The organism is Mycolicibacter terrae, assembly GCF_010727125.1.
GTDB classification, from domain to species: Bacteria; Actinomycetota; Actinomycetes; order Mycobacteriales; family Mycobacteriaceae; genus Mycobacterium; species Mycobacterium terrae.
Genome location: NZ_AP022564.1, coordinates 883,289 through 903,703, shown reverse-complemented (window position 1 = coordinate 903,703; position 20,415 = coordinate 883,289). Strand labels below are relative to the sequence as shown.

General features: G+C 69.3%; 17 protein-coding genes and 3 riboswitches. Of the genes, 7 read left to right on the top strand and 10 right to left on the bottom strand.

Annotated features, from left to right (window positions below; all coding sequences use genetic code 11):
- Nucleotides 1–10 precede the first annotated feature (10 nt).
- A riboswitch (cobalamin riboswitch) is annotated at nt 11–194 on the bottom strand.
- Both G6N23_RS04360 and G6N23_RS04355 read right to left on the bottom strand, forming a co-directional pair.
- Nucleotides 189–1,778 (bottom strand): PPE domain-containing protein, encoded by a 1,590-nt coding sequence (locus tag G6N23_RS04360; protein WP_095173986.1) that lies wholly within the window; start codon nt 1,776–1,778, stop codon nt 189–191. Its footprint overlaps the riboswitch before it by 6 nt.
- A gap of 33 nt (nt 1,779–1,811) precedes the next feature.
- Nucleotides 1,812–2,010: riboswitch (cobalamin riboswitch) on the bottom strand.
- An 18-nt stretch (nt 2,011–2,028) separates the two neighbouring features.
- Nucleotides 2,029–4,263, bottom strand: coding sequence for an NADP-dependent isocitrate dehydrogenase (locus tag G6N23_RS04355; protein ID WP_085260994.1), 2,235 nt, complete (start codon nt 4,261–4,263; stop codon nt 2,029–2,031).
- 142 nt (nt 4,264–4,405) lie between these two features.
- Nucleotides 4,406–4,526: riboswitch (SAM riboswitch) on the top strand.
- A 132-nt stretch (nt 4,527–4,658) separates the two neighbouring features.
- Between G6N23_RS04355 and G6N23_RS04350 the strand changes: the two genes are divergently transcribed.
- The 4 genes from G6N23_RS04350 (at nt 4,659) to G6N23_RS04335 (ending at nt 8,561) form a co-directional block, all read left to right on the top strand.
- Nucleotides 4,659–5,981, top strand: a complete 1,323-nt coding sequence (locus G6N23_RS04350; protein ID WP_085260993.1) for a bifunctional o-acetylhomoserine/o-acetylserine sulfhydrylase — start codon at nt 4,659–4,661, stop codon at nt 5,979–5,981.
- Nucleotides 5,982–6,004: 23 nt separating this feature from the next.
- Nucleotides 6,005–7,144 carry a homoserine O-acetyltransferase MetX gene (metX, locus tag G6N23_RS04345; RefSeq protein WP_085260992.1) on the top strand — a complete coding sequence of 380 codons (1,140 nt, stop codon included), beginning with the start codon at nt 6,005–6,007 and terminating at the stop codon, nt 7,142–7,144.
- Nucleotides 7,141–7,887, top strand: coding sequence for a class I SAM-dependent methyltransferase (locus G6N23_RS04340; RefSeq protein WP_085260991.1), 747 nt, complete (start codon nt 7,141–7,143; stop codon nt 7,885–7,887). Before metX ends, G6N23_RS04340 begins: the two co-directional genes overlap by 4 nt.
- 182 nt (nt 7,888–8,069) lie before the next feature.
- On the top strand, nt 8,070–8,561 hold the full coding sequence (locus G6N23_RS04335) for a DUF732 domain-containing protein (RefSeq protein ID WP_085260990.1): 492 nt from the start codon (nt 8,070–8,072) through the stop codon (nt 8,559–8,561).
- A gap of 57 nt (nt 8,562–8,618) precedes the next feature.
- Here the strand turns inward: G6N23_RS04335 and G6N23_RS04330 are convergent, their stop codons facing one another.
- Both G6N23_RS04330 and G6N23_RS04325 read right to left on the bottom strand, forming a co-directional pair.
- The gene (locus tag G6N23_RS04330; RefSeq protein WP_085260989.1) at nt 8,619–8,912 is read right to left on the bottom strand and encodes a DUF3017 domain-containing protein; all 294 of its coding nucleotides are present in this window, start codon (nt 8,910–8,912) and stop codon (nt 8,619–8,621) included.
- Nucleotides 8,909–9,757: a bifunctional methylenetetrahydrofolate dehydrogenase/methenyltetrahydrofolate cyclohydrolase gene (locus G6N23_RS04325; protein ID WP_085260988.1), complete on the bottom strand. Its 849-nt coding sequence runs from the start codon at nt 9,755–9,757 to the stop codon at nt 8,909–8,911. Before G6N23_RS04325 ends, G6N23_RS04330 begins: the two co-directional genes overlap by 4 nt.
- A 39-nt stretch (nt 9,758–9,796) precedes the next feature.
- Here G6N23_RS04325 and G6N23_RS04320 point away from each other — a divergent pair, with 39 nt between their 5' ends.
- Together G6N23_RS04320 and G6N23_RS04315 are read left to right on the top strand one after the other, a co-directional pair.
- Complete coding sequence (locus G6N23_RS04320) at nt 9,797–10,981, top strand: NADH:flavin oxidoreductase (RefSeq protein WP_085260987.1); 1,185 nt, start codon at nt 9,797–9,799, stop codon at nt 10,979–10,981.
- 67 nt (nt 10,982–11,048) lie between these two features.
- Nucleotides 11,049–13,721, top strand: a complete 2,673-nt coding sequence (locus G6N23_RS04315; protein WP_085260986.1) for an ATP-binding cassette domain-containing protein — start codon at nt 11,049–11,051, stop codon at nt 13,719–13,721.
- A gap of 3 nt (nt 13,722–13,724) precedes the next feature.
- Here G6N23_RS04315 and G6N23_RS04310 read toward each other — a convergent pair whose 3' ends face one another.
- The 4 genes from G6N23_RS04310 to G6N23_RS04295 are packed head-to-tail and all read right to left on the bottom strand — an operon-like array spanning nt 13,725 to nt 17,956.
- Nucleotides 13,725–14,318: a GTP-binding protein gene (locus G6N23_RS04310; RefSeq protein ID WP_085260985.1), complete on the bottom strand. Its 594-nt coding sequence runs from the start codon at nt 14,316–14,318 to the stop codon at nt 13,725–13,727.
- Nucleotides 14,296–14,688, bottom strand: a complete 393-nt coding sequence (locus G6N23_RS04305) for a DUF742 domain-containing protein (RefSeq protein WP_372509075.1) — start codon at nt 14,686–14,688, stop codon at nt 14,296–14,298. The genes G6N23_RS04310 and G6N23_RS04305 overlap by 23 nt, the downstream gene beginning before the upstream one ends.
- A gap of 11 nt (nt 14,689–14,699) precedes the next feature.
- A complete protein-coding gene (locus tag G6N23_RS04300) occupies nt 14,700–15,143 on the bottom strand; it encodes a roadblock/LC7 domain-containing protein (protein WP_085260984.1) in 444 nt (147 codons plus the stop codon).
- Nucleotides 15,140–17,956 carry an ATP-binding protein gene (locus G6N23_RS04295; protein ID WP_095173990.1) on the bottom strand — a complete coding sequence of 939 codons (2,817 nt, stop codon included), beginning with the start codon at nt 17,954–17,956 and terminating at the stop codon, nt 15,140–15,142. Before G6N23_RS04295 ends, G6N23_RS04300 begins: the two co-directional genes overlap by 4 nt.
- Nucleotides 17,957–18,225: 269 nt before the next feature.
- Between G6N23_RS04295 and G6N23_RS04290 the strand changes: the two genes are divergently transcribed.
- Nucleotides 18,226–18,690, top strand: coding sequence for a tRNA (cytidine(34)-2'-O)-methyltransferase (locus tag G6N23_RS04290; protein WP_085260983.1), 465 nt, complete (start codon nt 18,226–18,228; stop codon nt 18,688–18,690).
- A 21-nt stretch (nt 18,691–18,711) separates the two neighbouring features.
- Here the strand turns inward: G6N23_RS04290 and G6N23_RS04285 are convergent, their stop codons facing one another.
- Together G6N23_RS04285 and G6N23_RS04280 are read right to left on the bottom strand one after the other, a co-directional pair.
- A complete protein-coding gene (locus G6N23_RS04285; RefSeq protein WP_085260982.1) occupies nt 18,712–19,359 on the bottom strand; it encodes a nitroreductase family protein in 648 nt (215 codons plus the stop codon).
- A 64-nt stretch (nt 19,360–19,423) separates the two neighbouring features.
- Nucleotides 19,424–20,302 (bottom strand): alpha/beta fold hydrolase, encoded by an 879-nt coding sequence (locus G6N23_RS04280; protein ID WP_157997540.1) that lies wholly within the window; start codon nt 20,300–20,302, stop codon nt 19,424–19,426.
- Nucleotides 20,303–20,415: the final 113 nt, after the last annotated feature.

The following is a 20,415-nucleotide window of genomic DNA, read 5'->3' as shown; positions in this document are numbered from 1 at the left end:
ACCGCCCCGGGTAGCAGGATGCGACGACGTGAGTGTCCTGACTCTCGGATCATCGCTCGCCTCGCCTTCCAACTCCGCAAAGAGCCGTGGCTGTTGAGGGTCGCTCCCCGATCACAGTGGCGGGACCGTGCCGGATTTACACCGGCTTCCTGCACCGTCGTTGCCTTACCGGCGCATTATCGCACGCGTCAAGGCATCTGCTCGCGCCGCGCCCGGGTCCAGGAGCCCGGCGTCATCGGCGCGGTGGTTCCGCCGCCGAACGCGTCCCCGGCCAACGCGGTGAGTCCGCTGGGCATGACCGGATCCTCCAGGTCCATGTATTCGTAGCCGCGGCCGATCATGTCGGTCTTCGCGCGCCGGCGCCGACGGGCCTTGGCCTGCTCTCCGGTTGTGTCCGCCGGCGCGGGAACCTCGGCGGCGTCGGGTTCGGGCGCCTTGCGGCGGCGCGCGCTGGTGCCCGCCGCCCGGCGGGCCTGCTGACCCAGGCCGGCGACCAGGTACATGGCGGACAGTGCGTCCCCCGGCGACAGCGGCGGGGCGGGCGGCGGCGGGGGTGCCCCGGGAGCAGCCGGCGCCGGGGCGGGAGCCGGTGCAGGTGCCGGAGCGGGCGCGGGGGCGGGAGCCGGGACCGGTGGGGTGGGCGCCACGGTCAGGCCGGCGAACGGCGGCGGCACCGGGGCCAGCGGAACCGGGACGGCGTGCAGGGCGGCCAGACCGGACAGCCCCGCCAGCCCGGCCAGCGGCGCCGCGGCCAGCGGCGCCAGGGCGGCGGTCAGCATCGGCAGCATCACCGGGATCAGCACGATGGCCTGCTCCAACAGCGTCTTGAGCAGGGCGATCACGTCGGTGATGATGGTGCCGATCGCCTCCACGGCGGTGAACAACAGCGTGGAGGCGATGGTGCCCGGGTTACCGGTGGCGAACGCCGCGGTGAGGTCTGCCGCGATGAACGCGAACGTCTGCGACAGGTAGGCGGCGAACGATCCGAAGTCCATCGGGTAGCCCAGCGCGAACGCGATGTTGTACGGGCTGAAGAAACTCAGCGGGTTGCCCAGCACGGGCAGCCAGGGGTCGAAGCCGGCGAAGATCGACTGAAAGTAGGGATTGGCCGCCAGCTCGTTGATCATCGGCTGCAGCACGTTGTTGTAGAAGTCGGTGTAGCCGCTGTTCTGCAGCCACTCCATGATGTCGTTCTGCCGATCCGGCGGCAGCTGCGGTTGGCTGGCATCGGCCGATTCCGCCTTGGCGATCTGCGGCGCCGCGGCCGTTTGCGGACTCGAGGCCACCGCCGACCCGGCGACGGCTTGATAAGTGGTCATCACGGTGGCGGCCTGGATCCACATCCGGCCGTAGTCGGCCTCGTTCAGCGCGATCGGGATGGTGTTGACGCCGAAGAAGTTGGTGCCCACCAGCACCACGTGGGTGGCGTGGTTGGCCGCCAACTCGGCCAGCGTCGGCATCGCCGCCAACGCGGTGCTGTACGCCGCGGCTGCGGTCTGCTGCTGCGCGGCCATCGTGGCACTGATGGCACCGGCCTGGACCAGCCAGGCCAGATACGGCGTGTTGGCCGCCACGTACGCCTCGGCGCTGGGTCCCTGCCACGCGCCGGCCTGCACCGCGCCCAGCAGCGCCGCCAGTTCGTCGGCGACCTCGGCGTACTCGGTGCTCAGCGAGCTCCACGCCGCCGCCGACGCCAACAGCGGGCCGGGGCCGGGCCCGGCCGACAGCAAGGTCGAATGAACTTCAGGAGGAGACGCGATCCAGATCGGCGCGGTCACGTTCGCCAGCTCTCTCGGGGTACTCCGCCCCGAATCGCAGGATGCGACGACGTGAGTATCCTGGCTCTCGGATCGCTGCTCCCCTCGCCTTCCAGCTCGTAAACGCACGGGCCGTGGCAGTGAGGTTCACTCCCCGATGACAGTGGCGGGACCGCGCCGGATTCGCACCGGCTTCCTCATCGTCATCGCCTTACCAGCGCATTGTTACATGGCGCCGCCGCACCGGTGAAAAAACCCGGTGGTCTGCGTGTCAGCCCTTGGCGTCGATCACAGCGTTCAGCGTCGAGCTGGGCCGCATCACCGCCGCCGTCATGTCGTGATCCGGCGCGTAGTAGCCGCCGATGTCCACCGGCTCGCCCTGCACCACGGTCAGTTCGGTAAGAATGGCGTCCTGGTTCTTCTCCAGCGCCTCAGCCACCGCGACGAACTGCTTGGCCAGCTCGGGGACCTCGGTCTGCGCGGCGAGTTCCTCCGCCCAGTACTTGGCGAGGAAGAACTGGCTGCCGCGGTTGTCCAGCTCACCGGTCTTGCGTGACGGGCTCTTGTTGGCGTCGAGCAGCTTGCCGATCGCCGCGTCGAGGGTCGAGCCCAGGATCTTGGCGTTCGGGTTGCCCGTCTTGGCCCCCAGGTCGTCGAAACTGGCGGCCAGCGCGAGGAATTCGCCCAGCGAGTCCCAGCGCAGGTGGTTCTCCTCCACCAGCTGCTTGACGTGCTTGGGCGCCGAACCTCCCGCGCCCGTCTCGTACATTCCGCCGCCGGCCATCAGCGGCACGATCGACAGCATCTTGGCGCTGGTGCCCAGCTCCAGGATCGGGAACAGGTCGGTCAGGTAGTCGCGCAGGATGTTGCCGGTCACCGCGATGGTGTCCTGGCCGCGGATCAGCCGCTCCAGGGTGTAGCGCATGGCCCACACCTGCGGCATGATCTGGATTTCCAGGCCCTCGGTGTCGTGGTCCAACAGGTAGGCCTTGACCTTCTTGCGCAGTTCGGCCTCATGCGGACGCTCGGTGTCCAGCCAGAACACCGCCGTCATGCCCGAGGCCCGCGCCCGCTGCACGGCCAGCTTCACCCAGTCCCGGATGGCGGCGTCGGTGACGGTGCACAACCGCCAGATATCGCCGGCCTCCACGTTCTGGGTCAGCAACACCTCACCGGTGGCCAGATCCACGATGTCGGCGACACCGCTCTCGGGCACCTCGAACGTCTTGTCGTGGCTGCCGTACTCCTCGGCCTGCTGGGCCATCAACCCGACGTTGGGGACGGTGCCCATGGTGGCCGGGTCGAACTGGCCGTGAGTCTTGCAGAAGTTGATCATCTCCTGGTAGATCCGGGCGAACGTCGACTCCGGGTTGACGGCCTTGGTGTCGCGCGGCCGGCCATCGGCGCCGTACATCTTGCCGCCGGCCCTGATCATCGCGGGCATCGAGGCGTCCACGATCACATCCGAGGGCGAGTGGAAGTTCGAGATGCCGTTGGCCGAGTCGACCATCGCCAGCTTGGGACGGTGCTCGTGGCAGGCGTGCAGGTCCTCGATGACCTCCTCGCGCTGCGAGGCCGGCAGCGCCTCGATCTTGTTGTACAGGTCGGACAGCCCGTTGTTGACGTTGACACCCAGGTCGTCGAAGAGCTTCTGGTGCTTGGCGAACGCGTCCTTGTAGAAGACCTTGATGGCGTGGCCGAACACGATGGGGTGGCTGACCTTCATCATGGTGGCCTTGACGTGCAGCGAGAACATCACGCCGGTCTTGTGGGCGTCCTCCATCTGCTCTTCGTAGAACTCACGCAGCGCACGCACACTCATGAACATCGAGTCGATGACCATGCCGTCGAGCAGCGACACCTTCTCCTTGAGCACGATCGTCTTGCCGCTCTCGGTCTTCAGTTCCATCTTCACGTCGCGGTCGCGGTCCAGCGTCATCGACTTCTCGCCGTGGTAGAAGTCACCGTGGCGCATGGTGGCCACATGCGTGCGCGACGCCTGCGACCACTCGCCCATGCTGTGCGGGTGCTTGCGCGCGTATTCCTTGACCGCCTTGGGCGCACGCCGGTCCGAGTTACCCTCCCGCAGAACAGGATTCACCGCGCTGCCCAGGCACTTGGCGTAGCGGTCGTGAATGTCGCGCTCGTCGTCGGTCTTCGGGTCCTCGGGATAGTCCGGCAGGTTGAAGCCCTTGCCCTGCAGTTCCTTGATGGCGGCGACCAGTTGCGGCACCGAGGCGCTGATATTGGGCAGTTTGATGATCGTGGTGTCGGGCAGCTGGGTGAGCCGGCCGAGTTCGGCCAGGTTGTTCGGCACCCGCTGCTCCTCGGTCAGGAAGTCGGGGAACTCGGCCAGGATGCGCGCCCCCAGCGAGATGTCGCTGGGCTTGACGTCGATATCCGCGGGCCCGGTGAAAGCCTGCACGATCGGCAGGAACGAATACGTCGCCAATAGCGGCGCCTCGTCGGTCAGCGTGTAGATGATGGTCGGCTGGTCGGCGCACATGGCTGTTCTCCCGGCGTCAGGGTTCGTGTGTGGTTGTGCTCCGCGTTGTACACGGCGGCCTCAGTATCCCGCACCGCGCAATGGCGCCCACCGCCGGTGAGCAGGTGGCGACACCTCCGGGAGATGCGATAGGCTGCGAAGCGGTCATGAGTGCCAGCGCTAAGCCCCGGCTTGCTGGCCGGCAACCCTCCAACCGCGGTGGGGTGCCCCGGGTGATTGACCGGGTTGAGTAGCCACCGTCGGCTACGCGGCAAGCGCGGGTCCGCCACAACGGGCCCCCCGAGTAGAACAGGGGAACCTGATGCGTGCCTCCTTGCGCCCGCTCGCCCGTTGCTGTTGTCGCTGACCCCCCTCCTGCATCAGCGATAACAACTCACGAGGAAAGCATTCACACAATGACCACCGGTAACAACTGGTCGTTCGAGACCAAGCAGATCCACGTCGGCCACGCCGGTGACCCGGAGACCGGGTCGCGCGCCCTGCCGATCTACCAGACCACGTCGTACCTGTTCAGCGACACCGACGAGGCCGCCGCCCGTTTCGCGCTGGCCGAGCCGGGCAACATCTACACCCGGCTGACCAACCCGACCAGCGCGGTCATCGAGGAGCGCATCGCCGCACTCGAAGGCGGGGTGGGGGCGACCCTGTTGTCCTCGGGACAGTCCGCCAGCACATTCGCGATCCTCAATCTCGCGGGCGCCGGCGACCACCTCGTGGCCAGCCCGCGGCTGTACGGCGGCACCTACAACCTGTTCCGCTACTCGCTGCCCAAGCTGGGCATCGAGGTCAGCTTCGTCGACAACCCCGATGACCCCGACAGTTGGGCGGCGGCGGTGCGGCCGAACACCAAAGCGTTCTACGCCGAGACCATCTCCAACCCGAAGATCGACATCCTCGACACCCCGGCGGTCTCGAAGGTGGCCCACGAGCACGGGGTGCCGCTGATCGTCGACAACACCATCGCCACCCCGTACCTGATCCAGCCGATCAGCCAGGGCGCCGACATCGTCGTGCACTCGGCCACCAAGTACCTGGGCGGGCACGGCACCGCGATCGCCGGCGTGATCGTCGACAGCGGCAACTTCGACTGGACCCAGGGCCGTCACCCCGGCTTCACCACCCCCGATCCCAGCTACAACGGCCTGGTCTACGCCGACCTGGGCCCGCCGGCGTACGCGATCAAGATCCGCACCCAGCTGATGCGCGACTACGGATCGGTGGCCTCCCCGTTCAACGCTTTCCTGATCGCCCAGGGGCTGGAGACGCTGAGCCTGCGGGTGGAACGCCACGTCGCCAACGCGCAGCGGGTCGCGGAGTTCCTGGCCGCCCGCGACGACGTGCTGAACGTCAACTACGCCGGACTGCCCGACTCCCCGTGGTACGACCTGGCGCAGCGGCTGGCCCCCAAGGGCGTCGGCGGCGTGCTGTCCTTCGAGGTGGCCGGCGGTGTCGAGGCCGGAAAGGCCTTCGTCAACGCGCTGAAGCTGCACAGCCACGTCGCCAACATCGGCGACGTGCGCTCACTGGTGATCCACCCGGCGTCCACCACGCACAGCCAGCTCTCCGGAGATGAACTGTTGACCACCGGTGTCACCCCGGGCCTGGTGCGGCTGTCGGTCGGCATCGAGGGCATCGAGGACATCCTGGCCGACCTGGAGCTCGGGTTCGCCGCGGCCTCGGCTCAGCTCGGCGAATCGTCGGCGCTGGCGGCCCGTTGAGGCGGTTTTCAAAGAGGTCAACAGTGACGATTTCCGAATTCTCGCCGCAGGTGCTGCCCGCCGAGGGAGAGACCGGCATGGTCGGCATCGGGTCGCTGCGCCTTGAGTGCGGAGCGGTGCTCGACGACGCCCATATCGCGGTGCAGCGGTGGGGTGAGCTGTCGCCGCAGCGCGACAACGTCGTCATGGTGCTGCATGCGCTGACCGGGGACTCCCACGTCACCGGGCCCGCCGGGCCCGGGCATCCCACCGCGGGCTGGTGGGACGGGATCGTCGGTCCGGGCGCCCCGATCGACACCGACCGCTGGTGCGCGGTGGCCACCAACGTGTTGGGCGGCTGCCGCGGATCGACCGGCCCGAGTTCGCTGGCCCGCGATGGAAAGCCCTGGGGCTCACGGTTTCCCGCCATCTCGATTCGCGACCAGGTGGAGGCCGACATCGCCACGCTGGCCGCACTCGGCATCACCGAGGTGGCGGCGGTGCTGGGCGGTTCGATGGGCGGCGCCCGCGGTCTGGAGTGGATGGTCGGCCACCCGGACAAAGTGGGCGCGGGCCTGCTGCTGGCCGTCGGCGCCCGGGCGACCGCCGACCAGATCGGCACGCAGAGCACCCAGATCGCCGCGATCAAGGCCGACCCGAACTGGTGCGGCGGCGACTACCACGGCACCGGCCGCAGTCCCGATACCGGGCTGGCGATCGCCCGGCGCATCGCGCACCTGACCTACCGCGGCGAAGCCGAGCTGGACCGGCGGTTCGCCAACGCCGCCCAGGACGGTGAGGACCCCGACGCCGGCGGCCGCTACGCGGTGGACAGCTACCTGGGTTACCAGGGCGGCAAGCTGGTGTCGCGGTTCGACGCCGGCAGTTATGTGACTCTGACCGATTCGCTGTCCTCCTTCGACGTGGGCCGCGGCAGAGGTGGCGTCGCGGCGGCATTGCGCGGCTGCCGGGTGCCGGCGGTGGTCGCCGGGATCACCACCGACCGGCTGTATCCGCTGCGGCTGCAGGCCGAGCTGGCCGACCTGCTGCCCGGGTGCGCCGGCCTGCAGGTGCTCGACTCCGAATACGGGCACGACGGCTTCCTGCTGGAGACCGACCGCGTCGGCGAGCTGATCCGCCAGACCCTGGACCTGGTGGACCCGGCCGGGGACCGCCGGCGGTGAGCCCCCAGGCGCGGCACGACCGATCGCTGTCTTTCGGCTCGCAGGCCGCCGCCTACGAACGCGGCCGCCCGTCCTATCCCCCGGACGCCATCGACTGGCTGCTGCCGCCGGGCGCCCGTGACGTCCTCGACCTGGGCGCCGGGACCGGCAAGCTGACCGCCCGGCTGGTGGAGCGCGGCCTGGACGTGGTGGCGGTGGATCCGATCGCCGAAATGCTCGAGGTGCTGGCCGCGGCGCTGCCGGATACCCCGGCACTGCTCGGGACGGCCGAGCAGATACCGTTGCCGGACAACAGCGTCGACGCCGTGCTGGTGGCCCAGGCCTGGCACTGGTTCGATCCGGCGCGGGCCATCGGAGAACTCGTGCGGGTGCTGCGGCCCGGCGGCCGGTTGGGCCTGGTGTGGAACACCCGCGACGAACGGCTGGGCTGGGTCAAGGAGCTGGGCACGATCATCGGCCGCGAGGACGCCCGCGACGCGGTGGATGCCGGGGTCAGCCTGCCCGAACCGTTCGGCGACATCGAGAGTCATCAGGTCGAGTGGACCAACTACCTGACCCCGCAGGCGCTGATCGACCTGGTCGCCTCGCGCAGCTACTGCATCACCTCACCGGATGCGGTGCGCACCAAGACCCTGGACCAGGTCCGCCGGCTGCTGGCCACCCATCCGGCGCTCGCCGGGGCGACCGGGCTGGCACTGCCCTACATCACGGTGTGCGTGCGGGCATCGCTTGCAGGCGGGTAGCCGGGAGCAGCACCAGACGGCCGGGACCCGAAACGACGTGCCCGCCCACCTGTCCCCCTCGTCACAAACCAGCTGTGCGCGAAGCGTGACCTCACCGTGTCGCTGACGTGACGCGGCTGCTGCAATGTTGTGTCCGACGGGGGCGGCGCTGATGACGCCTGCGGGGGAACAGAGGGGGCGGCATGGAGCGCGACTGGTTGAGAACGGCGGTGCCAACGGTCACCGCGGTGACCGCGGCCGGCACGATATGGGCGGGCCTGATCGTCTCCGTCTGGCTGGCGGCACCGGCGCAGGCGAGTCCCGTCGACACCTCCTTCCTGTCCGATCTGGCCGGGGCGGGCGTCTCGGTAGGCGACCCGGCCGCGACGGCCGCGCTGGGCCAGTCCGTCTGTCCCATGCTGACCGAACCCGCCGGCACCGCCGCCTCGGTGGCGTCCCCGATCGCCGGCCTGGGCGGCGGTCCCGCCATGTCGCCGGAGATGGCGCAGATGTTCACCGAGATCGCGGTGCAGGCCTACTGCCCGCAGATGCTCTCGCAGCTGGCCAGCGGCCAGCTGCCGGAGTTGCCGCAGATCCCGGGCATGTCGGGTCCCGCCATCGGAATCCCTGGCGTGCCGGCCATCGGTGGGGTCCCGGCCGTCCCGGCGATTCCGGGCTTCCCCCTCGGCCTGTAGCTGCGAGAGTTCTCCGCTGCCGTCCTGGCGAAGTAGCCGGGTCGCTGCGACACCGGATCAGCTGGTCCCCAGCGGGTCGACCGTCGCGGCGATGTAGAGCATCACCGTCGACACGGTCGTCATGGTCGCGAAGTCCAGACCACGGTCGCGCAGCACCAGCAGCCCGGCCCGCTCCTCGCTCAACACCAGGCGCAACCCGGCGGCCACCCCGGTGCCGATCCCGATCAGCAGCGCACCGCGGCGCCAGAAATTCGCCCCGGCCAGTACGAACGCCGCGGTGAAGATCAGGCCGACCACCACGATCGGCCACTGCCGGGCCAGCGTCGCGCGCAGGACAGCCAGTGGGGTCACGATCCGCTCTCGACCCGTTCGACGACGTTGGTCAGTAGGAACGCCCGGGTCAGCGGGCCCACGCCGCCGGGGTTCGGCGACACGTGGCCGGCTACCTCCCACACCTCCGGATGCACGTCACCGGTCAGTCCCGCGTCGGTCCGGCTGACCCCGACGTCGACGACCGCCGCCCCCGGGCGGACCATGTCGGCGGTCAGCATGTGCGGCACCCCGACCGCGGCGACGATGATGTCGGCCTGCCGGGTCAGCGTCGGAAGATCGCGGGTTCCGGTGTGGCACAACGTCACCGTGGCATTCTCCGAGCGGCGGGTCAGCAACAGCCCCAGCGGGCGGCCGACCGTCACACCGCGGCCGATCACCACGACATGAGCGCCGGCGATCGGCACGTCATAGCGGCGCAGCAGGTGCACGATCCCGCGCGGCGTGCACGGCAGTGCCGCCGGGGTGCCCAGCACCAGGCGGCCCAGGTTGGTCGGATGCAGCCCGTCGGCGTCCTTGGCCGGGTCGATGCGCTCCAGTGCGGCGTTCTCGTCCAGCTGTTTGGGCAGCGGCAGTTGCACGATGTAGCCGCTGCATTCCGGATTGGCGTTCAGCTCGTCGATGGTGTCGTTGAGCTGCGCCGTGCTGGCGTCGGCGGGCAGGTCGCGGCGGATCGATGTGATGCCGACCTTGGCGCAGTCGGCGTGCTTGCCGCGCACGTAGGCGTGTGAGCCGGGATCGTCGCCGACCAGGATGGTGCCCAGCCCGGGTGTACGGCCCGCGGCGGCCAGCGCGGCCACCCGAGCTTTGAGGTCGACGAAGATCTCGTCGCGCGTGACCTTGCCGTCCAACGTGATCGCACCCACGCGAACAGTCTGGCACGCCCGCCCGCGTACTCTCCCGATATGCCCACGCCCGACGTCTTCAGCCCCGCAAAGCTCGGTCCGATCACCCTGCGGAACCGGGTCATCAAGGCGGCCACCTTCGAAAACCGCACCCCTGATGCGCTGGTCTCCGACGACCTGATCGAATACCACCGCCTGCCGGCTGCCGGCGGGGTCGGCATGACCACGGTCGCGTACTGCGCGGTGGCCCGCGGCGGCCGCACCTCCGACGACGGGCTGTGGATGCGTCCGGAGGCCGTCCCCGGGCTGCGCCGGCTCACCGACGCCGTGCACGCGGAGGGGGCGGCCGTCAGCGCGCAGATCGGCCACGCCGGCCCGGTCGCCGACGCCCGCTCGAACAAGGCCCGCGCCCTGGCACCGGTGCGGTTCTTCAATCCGATCGGCATGCGGTTCGCCAAGAAGGCCACCCGCGACGACATCAACGAAGTCATCACCCAGCACGCCGACGCTGCCCGCTATGCCCTCGACGCCGGCTTCGACGCCGTCGAGATCCACCTCGGCCACAACTATCTGGCCAGCTCGTTTCTGAGCCCGCTGATCAACCGCCGCTCCGACGAGTTCGGCGGCTCGTTGGCCAACCGCGCCAAGGTGGCCCGCGGGATCGTGCAGGCGGTCCACCAGGCGGTGGGCGGTCAGATGGCGGTGACGGCGAAGCTGAACATGTCCGATGGGGTGCGCGGCGGCATCAGCCTGGACGAGTCGCTGACCACCGCGAAGTGGCTGCAGGACGACGGCGGCCTGGACGCCCTGGAACTGACCGCCGGCAGCTCCCTGGTCAACCCGATGTACCTGTTCCGCGGACACGCCCCGGTCAAGGAGTTCGCGAGTGTCTTCCCGCCGCCGTTGAGCTGGGGCATGCGGATGACCGGCAAGAAGTTCCTGCGGGAATACCCCTACACCGACGCCTACCTGCTGGACGACGCCCGACTGTTCCGCGCCGAGCTGTCGTTGCCGTTGATCCTGCTCGGCGGCATCACCAACCGCGAGACCATGGATCAGGCGATGGCCGAGGGCTTCGAATTCGTCGCGATGGCCCGGGCGCTGCTGGCCGAACCGGATCTGATCAACCGGATCGCCGCCGAGCCGGCGACGCAGTCGGAATGCATTCACTGCAACCAGTGCATGCCGACGATCTATCAGCGCACCCACTGCGTCGTCACCGGCGCACCGGACTCGCTGCGCTGAGGATCCGCGCCGACTCGCGGCGCGGTGGACAGGCGGCCCCTTCGGTCCGCCCGATACAGTTGATCCAATGAGTCACCCTGCTCCGCCGGTGCTGACCGTGCGATACGACGGGTCGCAAGGCACGTTCTCCGCAGGCCACGATGTGGTCATCGGGCGTGACCTGCGCGCCGATATCCGCATCCCCCACCCCCTGGTCTCCCGCGCGCATCTGCTGCTGCGCTTCGAGCAGGGCAGATGGCTGGGGATCGACAACGGCTCACTGAACGGCATCTACGTCAACGGCCAGCGGGTGCCGGTCGTCGACATCCGCGACGGCCAGGTCGTCAACCTCGGCAACCCCGACGGGCCGCGGGTCGCCTTCGAGGTCGGACGGCACCAGGGCCTCGCCGGTCGGCCACCGCAGACCGTCTCGATCCAGCTGCCCCAGCCGGGCATCGCGCGCCCGGGCCGGCCACCGCAGCAGCAGGGCTGGCCGTCCCATCCCGACCCCGCGCTCTACCAGGACCCACGTTCGGCAGGGCACCCCGGCGTGCAGCAGCCCTACCGGCCCGCCCCGCCGCCGCATCAGCCGCCGCCTCCCACGCACCGGCAGCCGGCATACCCTTCCGGTGCGGCCGGGCCGGCCGCACCGGTCGGTTCGTCGGCGGGCGAGGCCGCATTGCGGCCCGGCTACCCGCCCTCGGCGCCCGCCGCCGAGGTGTTTCCGGCGCGGCAGCCGTCCACCCGGATGGCGCCGGTGGCGGCGAAGCCGCCGGAGGTCGCCAACCTCGCCACCCGGATGATCGATATCCTGCGGCCCGGTTCCGCCGCACCGCCGGAGGCACCGGCCGGCGCGCTGACCATCGGCCGCGCCACCGACAACGACGTCGTCATCTCCGACGTGCTGGCCTCCCGGCACCACGCGATGCTGATCCCGACCCCGCTGGGCACCGAGATCCGCGACAGCCGAAGCATCAACGGCACGTTCGTCAACGGTGTCCGGATCGGCTCGGCGATCCTCACCGAGGGCGACGTGGTCACCATCGGCAACGTCGACCTGGAGTTCACCGGCGGCACCCTGCTGCGGCGCACCGAGGCCGCCTCGAAGTCTGGAGGGCTTGAAGTCCGCGACGTCTGCTTCGACGTCGAGGGCGGCAAGCGGCTGCTCAACAACATCTCGCTCACCGCGCGGCCGGGCACCCTGACCGCGATCATCGGGGGCTCGGGTGCCGGCAAGACGACGCTGTCACGGCTGATCGCCGGCTACACCAGACCGACGGCCGGTTCGGTCACCTTCGAGGGCCACAACATCCACACCGAGTACGCCTCGCTGCGCAGCCGGATCGGGATGGTGCCGCAGGACGACGTGGTGCACCGGCAGCTCACGGTCAACCAGGCGCTGGGCTACGCCGCCGAGCTGCGGCTGCCGCCGGACAGCACCAAAGCCGACCGGGACCGGGCGGTGGCCCAGGTGCTCGAGGAACTCGAGTTGACCAAGCACGCCGACACCCGCGTCGACAAACTCTCCGGCGGCCAGCGCAAACGTGCCTCGGTGGCATTGGAGCTGCTGACCGGGCCGTCACTGCTGATCCTCGACGAGCCCACCTCGGGCCTGGACCCGGCGCTGGACCGGCAGGTGATGCTGATGCTGCGCGGGCTGGCCGACGCCGGACGCGTCGTACTGGTGGTCACCCACTCGGTGTCCTATCTGGATGTCTGCGACCAGATTCTGCTGGTGGCCCCCGGCGGCAAGACCGCCTACTGCGGCCCGCCCAAAGAGGTGTTCAACGCGATGGGCGCCGACAACTACGCCGACATCTTCGCCAACGTCGGCGCCGACCCCGACGAGGCCAACCGGCGTTTCCTGGAGCGGGAAGGCGGCCACCATGGCGCCCCCGCCTCGGTTCCCGCGACGCCGCCCGCCGATCTGGGCAGCCCGCCACCGGAGAGCCTCCGAAAACAGTTGTCGACGATCGCGCGCCGGCAGGTCAGGCTGATCGTCTCCGACCGGGGCTACTCGATCTTCTTGGCCGTGCTTCCCTTTATCGTGGGCGGGTTGTCGCTGACAGTGAAAGGCAAAGGCGGGCTGGGCATGCCGGGGCCCGACGCTCCGACCGAGCCGCAGTACATCATGGTGCTGCTCATCATCGGCGCGGTCTTCATGGGCACCGCGTTGACCATTCGAGATCTGATCGGGGAACGCCCGATCTTCAAACGCGAACAGGCCGTGGGCTTGTCGACAATGGCCTACCTGCTGGCCAAGGTCGCGGTCTTCTGCGCGTTCGCCACCGCGCAGGGCGCGATCGCCACCATCATCGTGATTCTGGGCAAAGGCGGGCCGACGCAGGGCGCGGTGATGTTCGGCAGCGCGAACCTGGACCTGTTCCTCGCGGTCGCCGGAACCTGTGTGGCCTCAGCGGTTCTCGGTCTGGCCCTGTCGTCGTTCGCGCAGTCCAACGAGCAGATCATGCCGATGCTGGTGGTGTCGATCATGTCGCAGCTGGTGCTGGCCGGCGGCATGATCCCGGTGACCGGACGGATCGGGCTCTCCCAAGCCGCCTGGCTGACTCCCGGCCGATGGGGCTACGCCGCAGGCGCTTCCGCGATCGACTTCAACAAGCTGGTCAACGTGCCGCAGATCCCCAAGGACCACCTGTGGGACCACACCAAGGGCATCTGGCTGCTGGACATGGGGATGCTGGCGCTGCTGTCGGTGTTCTACACCGCGGTGGTGTGGTGGAAGATCCGGCTCAAGCGCTGAGGCTCAGCCCTGCGCGGGCGCCAGGGTCGACAGCGCGTACTCGCTGATCGCGATCAGCGCGTCGCGGGCGGACCGTTGGTCGCGCGCGTCGACGGCGATCACCGGGATGTGATCAGCCAGGGTGAGCGCCTTGCGCACGGCGGCCACCGGATAGCGCGGTGCACCCTCGAACTCGTTGACCGCGATCAGGAACGGCAGGTTGCGGTGCTCGAAGTAGTCGACGGCCGCGAAGCTGTCCTGCAGCCGCCGGCAGTCGGCCAGGATGATCGCCCCGATCGCGCCGCGCACCAGGTCGTCCCACATGAACCAGAACCGGCGCTGACCGGGCGTGCCGAACAGGTACAGCACCAGGTCGTCGGCCAGCGTGATGCGGCCGAAGTCCATCGCCACCGTGGTGGTCCGCTTGTCCGGGGTGCCCTCCAGCGTGTCGACGGCCGCCGAGGCGTCGGTGACCAGCGCCTCGGTGCGCAGCGGCATGATCTCCGAGACCGTGCCGACGAACGTGGTCTTGCCGACCCCGAACCCGCCGGCGATGACGATCTTGGTCGACGCTGAATCCCTTGCGCCGCCCGGCCTATCCGAGCGCTCGTAGGCCACGGAGCGTCCTTCCTATCAGTTCTCGGCGTTCGTCCCGGGTGGACGCCTCGTTCAGCGTGCGACGCACCCGAAGGTAACCCGAGGTGACCAGATCCCCCACCAGGACGCGCGCAACACCCAGCGGCAGGTCCAGCCGCGCGGAGATCTCGGCGACCGACGGGGCCGCCTGACACAGCTCGACGATCCGGCCGCGCGGATCGCTGGCGGGCCACTGGTTGGGGTGCGCCGACCGCAGGGCCTGCACCGGGGCTTCCAGCGGGAGGCTGACGTCGGTGTGGGTCCTACCGGCGGTCAGCGTATACGGGCGTACCAGGTTGGCTTCGGCCTCCACGGGCTCCGGGACATCCGGCTCGAACGTGTCCATCACCATTCACCGATGCCTCACGCGCGGCCACCCGGAGACGACGCCGACCGGCGCGCCGACTGCACCACCGCGCCGACCCTTTCCACCAGGACCGCCATCTCGTAGCCGATCTGGCCGATGTCACAGGAGGCGCTCGCCAGTGTCGCCAGGTGCGAACCGTCACCGACCCGCATCAGCAACAGGTAGCCGTGCTCCATCTCCACCACCGACTGCAGCACCCGCCCGCCCTCGAACAACTGGGCCGCTCCGCTTGCCAGGCTGGCCAATCCGGACGCCACCGCGGCGAGCTGGTCGGCCCGCTCCTGGGGCAGGTGCTCGCTGGCCGCGACCGTGAGCCCGTCGACGGACACCAGCACCGCGTGCGAAACCCCGGGTACCTCGCGGGCGAAGTTGGTCACCAGCCAGTCAAGAGAGCCCTCGGGGGTGCGCCGCTGGTCACTGTGGTCAGTGGGGAAAGTCATTGCTGGTTCTGCCCCTGGTCGGTGTCGAGTCCGTCTTCCCGGGCGTGCGACCTCGCGGCCCGCACCCCGCCGAAGTGGCTGCTGATCGAGGCGCGGATCGCCGCGGGATCCCGCTCCGGCGCTTCATGGGCGGGCCCGTGTCGCCCGCCGTTGGATGCTACCGGCTCACCGAGGTCGCCCGGACGGTGCGCCGGATCGTGCGGGTGCTCCGGCGGTGTCTCGGCTTCGGCCGAGCCGGGCACCAGTCGGGCGCCGGGTTCGCGGACCGGCAGGCCGTGCTCGGTGTGGGCGACAACCGGCATGTTCTCCACCTCGGCGGCCACCGACCAGCCGCGGTCCCACACCGACTGCCAGTCCAGATCGGCGCGCAGGCTCGGGTCGTTGGGATCGTTGCCCACCGATTCCGAGAGCATCCGCTGATAGATCGTGTCGGTGTCGGGGTCGTTCGCGGCGCTCTCGACTCGAGTCCGCGCCGCGAAGTATGCCGAGGTGTCTGCCGGAGAAGTCTTCTCGACCACCGGCTCGGGCTCACCGAAGTCCTCTTCGACCGGTTCCGGCGCCTGGTCCGACGCTGGCGCGTCGGTGCCCGCTCCGGCCTCGTCGGCCTCCCACCAGGGCTGCGGCAGCTCGCGACGCACCCGGCCGGCGTCGGCCGGCGACTGCACCGGCTGCTCGTCGGGGACCCCGGTGATGCCACTGGAACCCGGAGTACGGCGCGGCAGCAACGAGACGACGGGACCGGGGTCGGTGTCCTCGGGATGCACATACGGCTGGTGCTGAATCTCTTCGGGCTGGTACTCGTAGGACTGGTCCTCGTAAGGCTGGTATGCCTCAGGCTCGGACGGGTAGTGCTGCGCCGCCTGCCAAGCGGGCTCGGTGAGCGTCGGGCGCTGCGGCGCGACCGGTTCTTCAGCGGCCCGGTGGATCAGCAGGTGCGGCGGTAGGTAGACCTCGGCGGTGATGCCGCGCGCGCCCCGCGACGCCGGGAACAACCGGACCTCGATCCCATGCCGGTGCGCCAGCCGGGAGATCACGAACAGACCCATGTGGCGGGCGTTCTCCGGACTGAACTCACCGCCGGACGCCAGCCGCATGTTGGCCATCCGCAGGTCGGCGTCGGTCATCCCCAAGCCGGCGTCGACCACCTCGACCACCACCCCGCCGTCGTTCTCGAAACCGGCGACCACCCGCACCGGCTCCGTCGGCGGCGAATAGCGCAGGGCGTTGTCGATCAGCTCCGCGAGCAGGTGCACGCCGTCGCCCGCCGCGGCGCCGATCACCGTGACCTCGGGCACCAACACCGTCTGCACCCGGTGATAGCCCTCCACCTCCGAGGCGGCGGCGCTGATCAGCGTCGCCAGGGACACCGGCCGGCCACGCTCATGCGGCACCCGGGCACCCGCCAGCACCAGCAGGTTCGCCCCGTTGCGTCGCATCCGGGCGGCGAGGTGGTCCAGGCGGAACAGGCTCTCCAGGCGGTCCGGGTCGTCCTCGTTGCGCTCCAGCCGGTCGATGAGCGCCAACTGCTGGTCGACCAGGGACCGGTTGCGCCGCGACATCGTCTCGAACATCTCGTTGACCAGGCGCCGAAGCCGGGCCTCGTCACCGGCCAGCAGCAGCGCCTGCGCGTGCAGTTCGTCGACGGCGTGGGCTACCTGACCGACCTCCTCGGTGGTGTAGACCGGCAGCGGCGCGGGTTCGCGTTCGTCGCCGGCGCGCACCCGGGCGATCTCGTGCTCGAGGTCGCCGTGCGCGACCTGCAACGCGCTGTCCCGCAGGGTGCGCAGCGGCCGGACCAGCGAGCGTGCCACCAACCACACCGCCAGCAGCGTGGCGATGATCGCGGCCAGCACCAGCGCGATGTCGCGGATGGCGGCGGCGCGCCGGTCGGCGGCGCGGTCCTCCACCGCCTTGGTCACCGCCCCGGTGTTCTCGGCGATCAGCCGCGCGGCGATCTGGTCGGTGGTGCGGATGGACTCCCGCAGCACCGGGTTGTTGGGCAGCACCTGTTCGGGGTCGGACAGGATCGCCATCCGGGTCACCAGCTGCTGCTGCAGGGTCTTGGCGTCCGGGGAGTCGACGCCGAGTACCTCGCTCATCCCGAACAGCGTCGAGGGCTCGGTGCCGGCCAAGGTCATCATCGAGCTGCGCAGTTCCGGGTCGGGAAGCTCACCGCCCCGGTTGACCAGCAGTTCCTGCATCATCATCTGACCGCGGGCGCCGACGGCGCGGCTCAGGCCCTCGGTCTGCGACCGGATCCGTTCACTGTCCAGACGCACCGACCCGGTGATGGCGTCCTCGGCGGTGAGCAGGATCGGCGCGTAGCCGGTCACCTCATCGCGCAGGCCCACGCCGGTGGTCGACACCAGATCCAGCAGGCCCTGGCCGCGCTCGATCAGGGTGCTCACCCCGGACCGCACATCGGTCGCGACGTCGGTGTGCGACAGCCGCGACTGCAACTCGTACTTGCGGTTCTCGAAGTTCTTCCTGGCGCCCTCGGCGTCGCCGTCGGAGGAGGCGGCCACCAGCGCGTCGCCCAGCGCCGACATGTAATTGGTGATCGCCGGGATCATCTCGGCGCGGTCGGCGACCAGCTGGAGCCGGTTGGCCTCAGAGAGCGCACCGGAGACCCGCAGCCCGCCGAAAACCCCGGCCAGCACCATCGGCAGCAGGGCGATCGCCAGCACCTTCCACCGCACCGGCCAGTTGCCCACCGACCACCGCGACGGGCGTTTCATCACCGCCGCGTCCGGTTGGGCCGCACGGTCGCCGAGTGCCGGGTCCACCCCTTCCGGGTGGTCGAAGAGCGTCACCGCTCGCCGGCCGGCTCACCGACCGCTCGGCTGAAATTCACCGTTTGCGCCTTCATTCATCGGAGCTTCCGGCGCGTCGCACCCGCTGAACCGTCAGCGGTGTGAGACCCGCCTTGATCTGGGCCGTCCTACGTCGGCAATTCGACGAGTATGGCAGTCTGCGCGTGCCATCACCATAGCCTTTACCGAAAAGGCACAGCTCCCGAGATGGTTTCGTGTCTCGGCAGCCCCGGGCCGGGGCACCTGCACCACGCCGTAACCTCAGCTGCGTGTTCCGGGTGATGTTCTATTCGCCGCGCATCCCGCCCAATACCGGCAACGCGATCCGGATGGTGGCGGCCACCGGCGCCGAGCTGCATCTGGTGGAGCCGCTGGGCTTCGACCTGTCCGAACCCAAACTGCGCCGCGCCGGGCTGGACTATCACGACCTGGCGGCGGTCACCGTGCACCCGTCGTTGTCGGCCGCCTGGGCGGCGCTGATGCCGGCCCGGGTGTTCGCCTTCACCTCCCACACCGAAACCTCGTTCGCCGACGTGCGATATCAAGCCGGCGACGTGCTGATGTTCGGTCCCGAGCCCGACGGCCTGGATGCGGCGACCCTGGCCGATCCCCACATCACCGGGCAGGTGCGCATCCCGATGCTGCCCGGCCGGCGCTCGCTGAACCTGTCCAATGCCGCCGCGGTCGCGGCCTACGAGGCCTGGCGCCAGCACGGGTTCGCCGGCGGGGTGTAATAGTCCGCGATCAGTGCGGGATCACCAACTGTCGAAGTGCGCGACCTGCTCGGCCGGCAGCCGCTTGGCCGGCTTGAAGTCGGTGCCCTTGGTGTAGGCGATCGGGAACAACCCACCCTGGCTGTACTGCTCGTAAGGAATGCCGAGCACCTCGGCGGTCTGCTTCTCACCGTCCTCGAGCAGGTGCAGCGTCGTCCAGCACGACCCCAGCCCGCGGTTGCGCAACGCCAGGCAGTAGCTCCACGCGGCCGGGAACAGCGATGCCCAGAACGACGCGCTGATGCCCAGCGGCGCCTTCTCCGGCCGGCCTTCCAGACACGGGATCAGCATCACCGGCGCGTCCTGCAGGTGCTCGGCCAGGTACTTGGCCGAGCCGCTGACGAACTCCATTCGCTCGCCGCGCACGTCACCCTCGCCATAGTCGGGCTTCATCTGGTTCAGATACGGCATGGCGTTGGCGCGGTAGATGTCGGCGATGGCCTGCTTCTTGACCGGGTCGGTGACGAACATCCATTGCCAACCCTGGGCGTTGGAGCCGGTGGGCGCCTGCAGGGCGATCTCGAGGCACTCCATGAGCACCTCACGCGGAACGGGCTTGTCGAAGTCGAGTCGCTTGCGAACCGATCGGGTGGTGGTCAGGACTTCGTCTGCGGACAAGTTGAGTGACATGTGGCGAGACTATCGAAGCTTTACTGTGAATGTCCGCAATGCCTGCCGCGTACTACGGCATCGCCTAAGCCCGAGGCGCGGACGGGTGGTCGTCCAGTCCGTTGAAAAACTCGAGGATGGCCCGCGCACCGGTCTGCGGAATCTCGGCCTGCCAGAAGTGGCTTGCAAACGGCAGCAGCTTGACGTCGTCGGGCGAGCCGGGAATATCGTGGGCCAGCCGTACTCCCCAGGAGGGCGGCAAGAAGCAATCCTCCGCGGCCCAGATCACCCGCGCCGGTTTGGTCCAGGACTGCAATGCCGGGACCGCATCGAGCGTCCAGTGCGGCGATTGCGCGATCACATAGCGGATCCAGTCGCGCCGCAGTTGGCCGCCCCGGTCCAAGGCCGCGAACCAGTCCTGGGCCAGCGCGGCGGGAAAACGGCCGCGCACGATGGTCTGCGGCAGACTGTGCCGCTTCAAGATGAACTGCAGGAGCCGTATTCCGGAGAGCAGCGGGATGAGCCGGTGCCGAGCCAGCCAGACCGTGACACTGATCATCGGGACCAGCCAATTGTCGTAGCAGACAACGTCGGTGAAGACGACGGCCTTGACGCGCGCGCCATGGCGCTTCAGGAACTGCTGGCCGTGTGAGCCGCCCTGATCGTGAAAGACCGCGTAGGTTTCGTCGATACCCAGGCCGTCCAGCAGTTGCGACAGCATCGTCGCCTGGCCGGGGCTGGACAGGTCGGCGTCGGCGTTGGGCGCGGATCGCCCCAGGCCGAGCAGGTCCGGCACGATGCAGTCGTAGTGCTCGCCCAGCGTGCCCAACAGCGGTTCCCACAACCGGGAGGAGGTGGGAATCCCGTGAACCAGCAACAGCTTTGGTCCACTGCCGTGGCGCAGGTAGGAGACGCGCCCGCAGTCCAGATCGATGTACTGCCGTTCCAAGGTCCCGACCGCCATGGACGGTGTTTCCGGTTGCATGCGGCGCAGCGGCGCCCTATTCGCTGTCAGCATCTGTCTCCCCCAGGTGTGGCATCCCGGCATCCACTGCTCCGATTGCGTGTGAAGCTCAG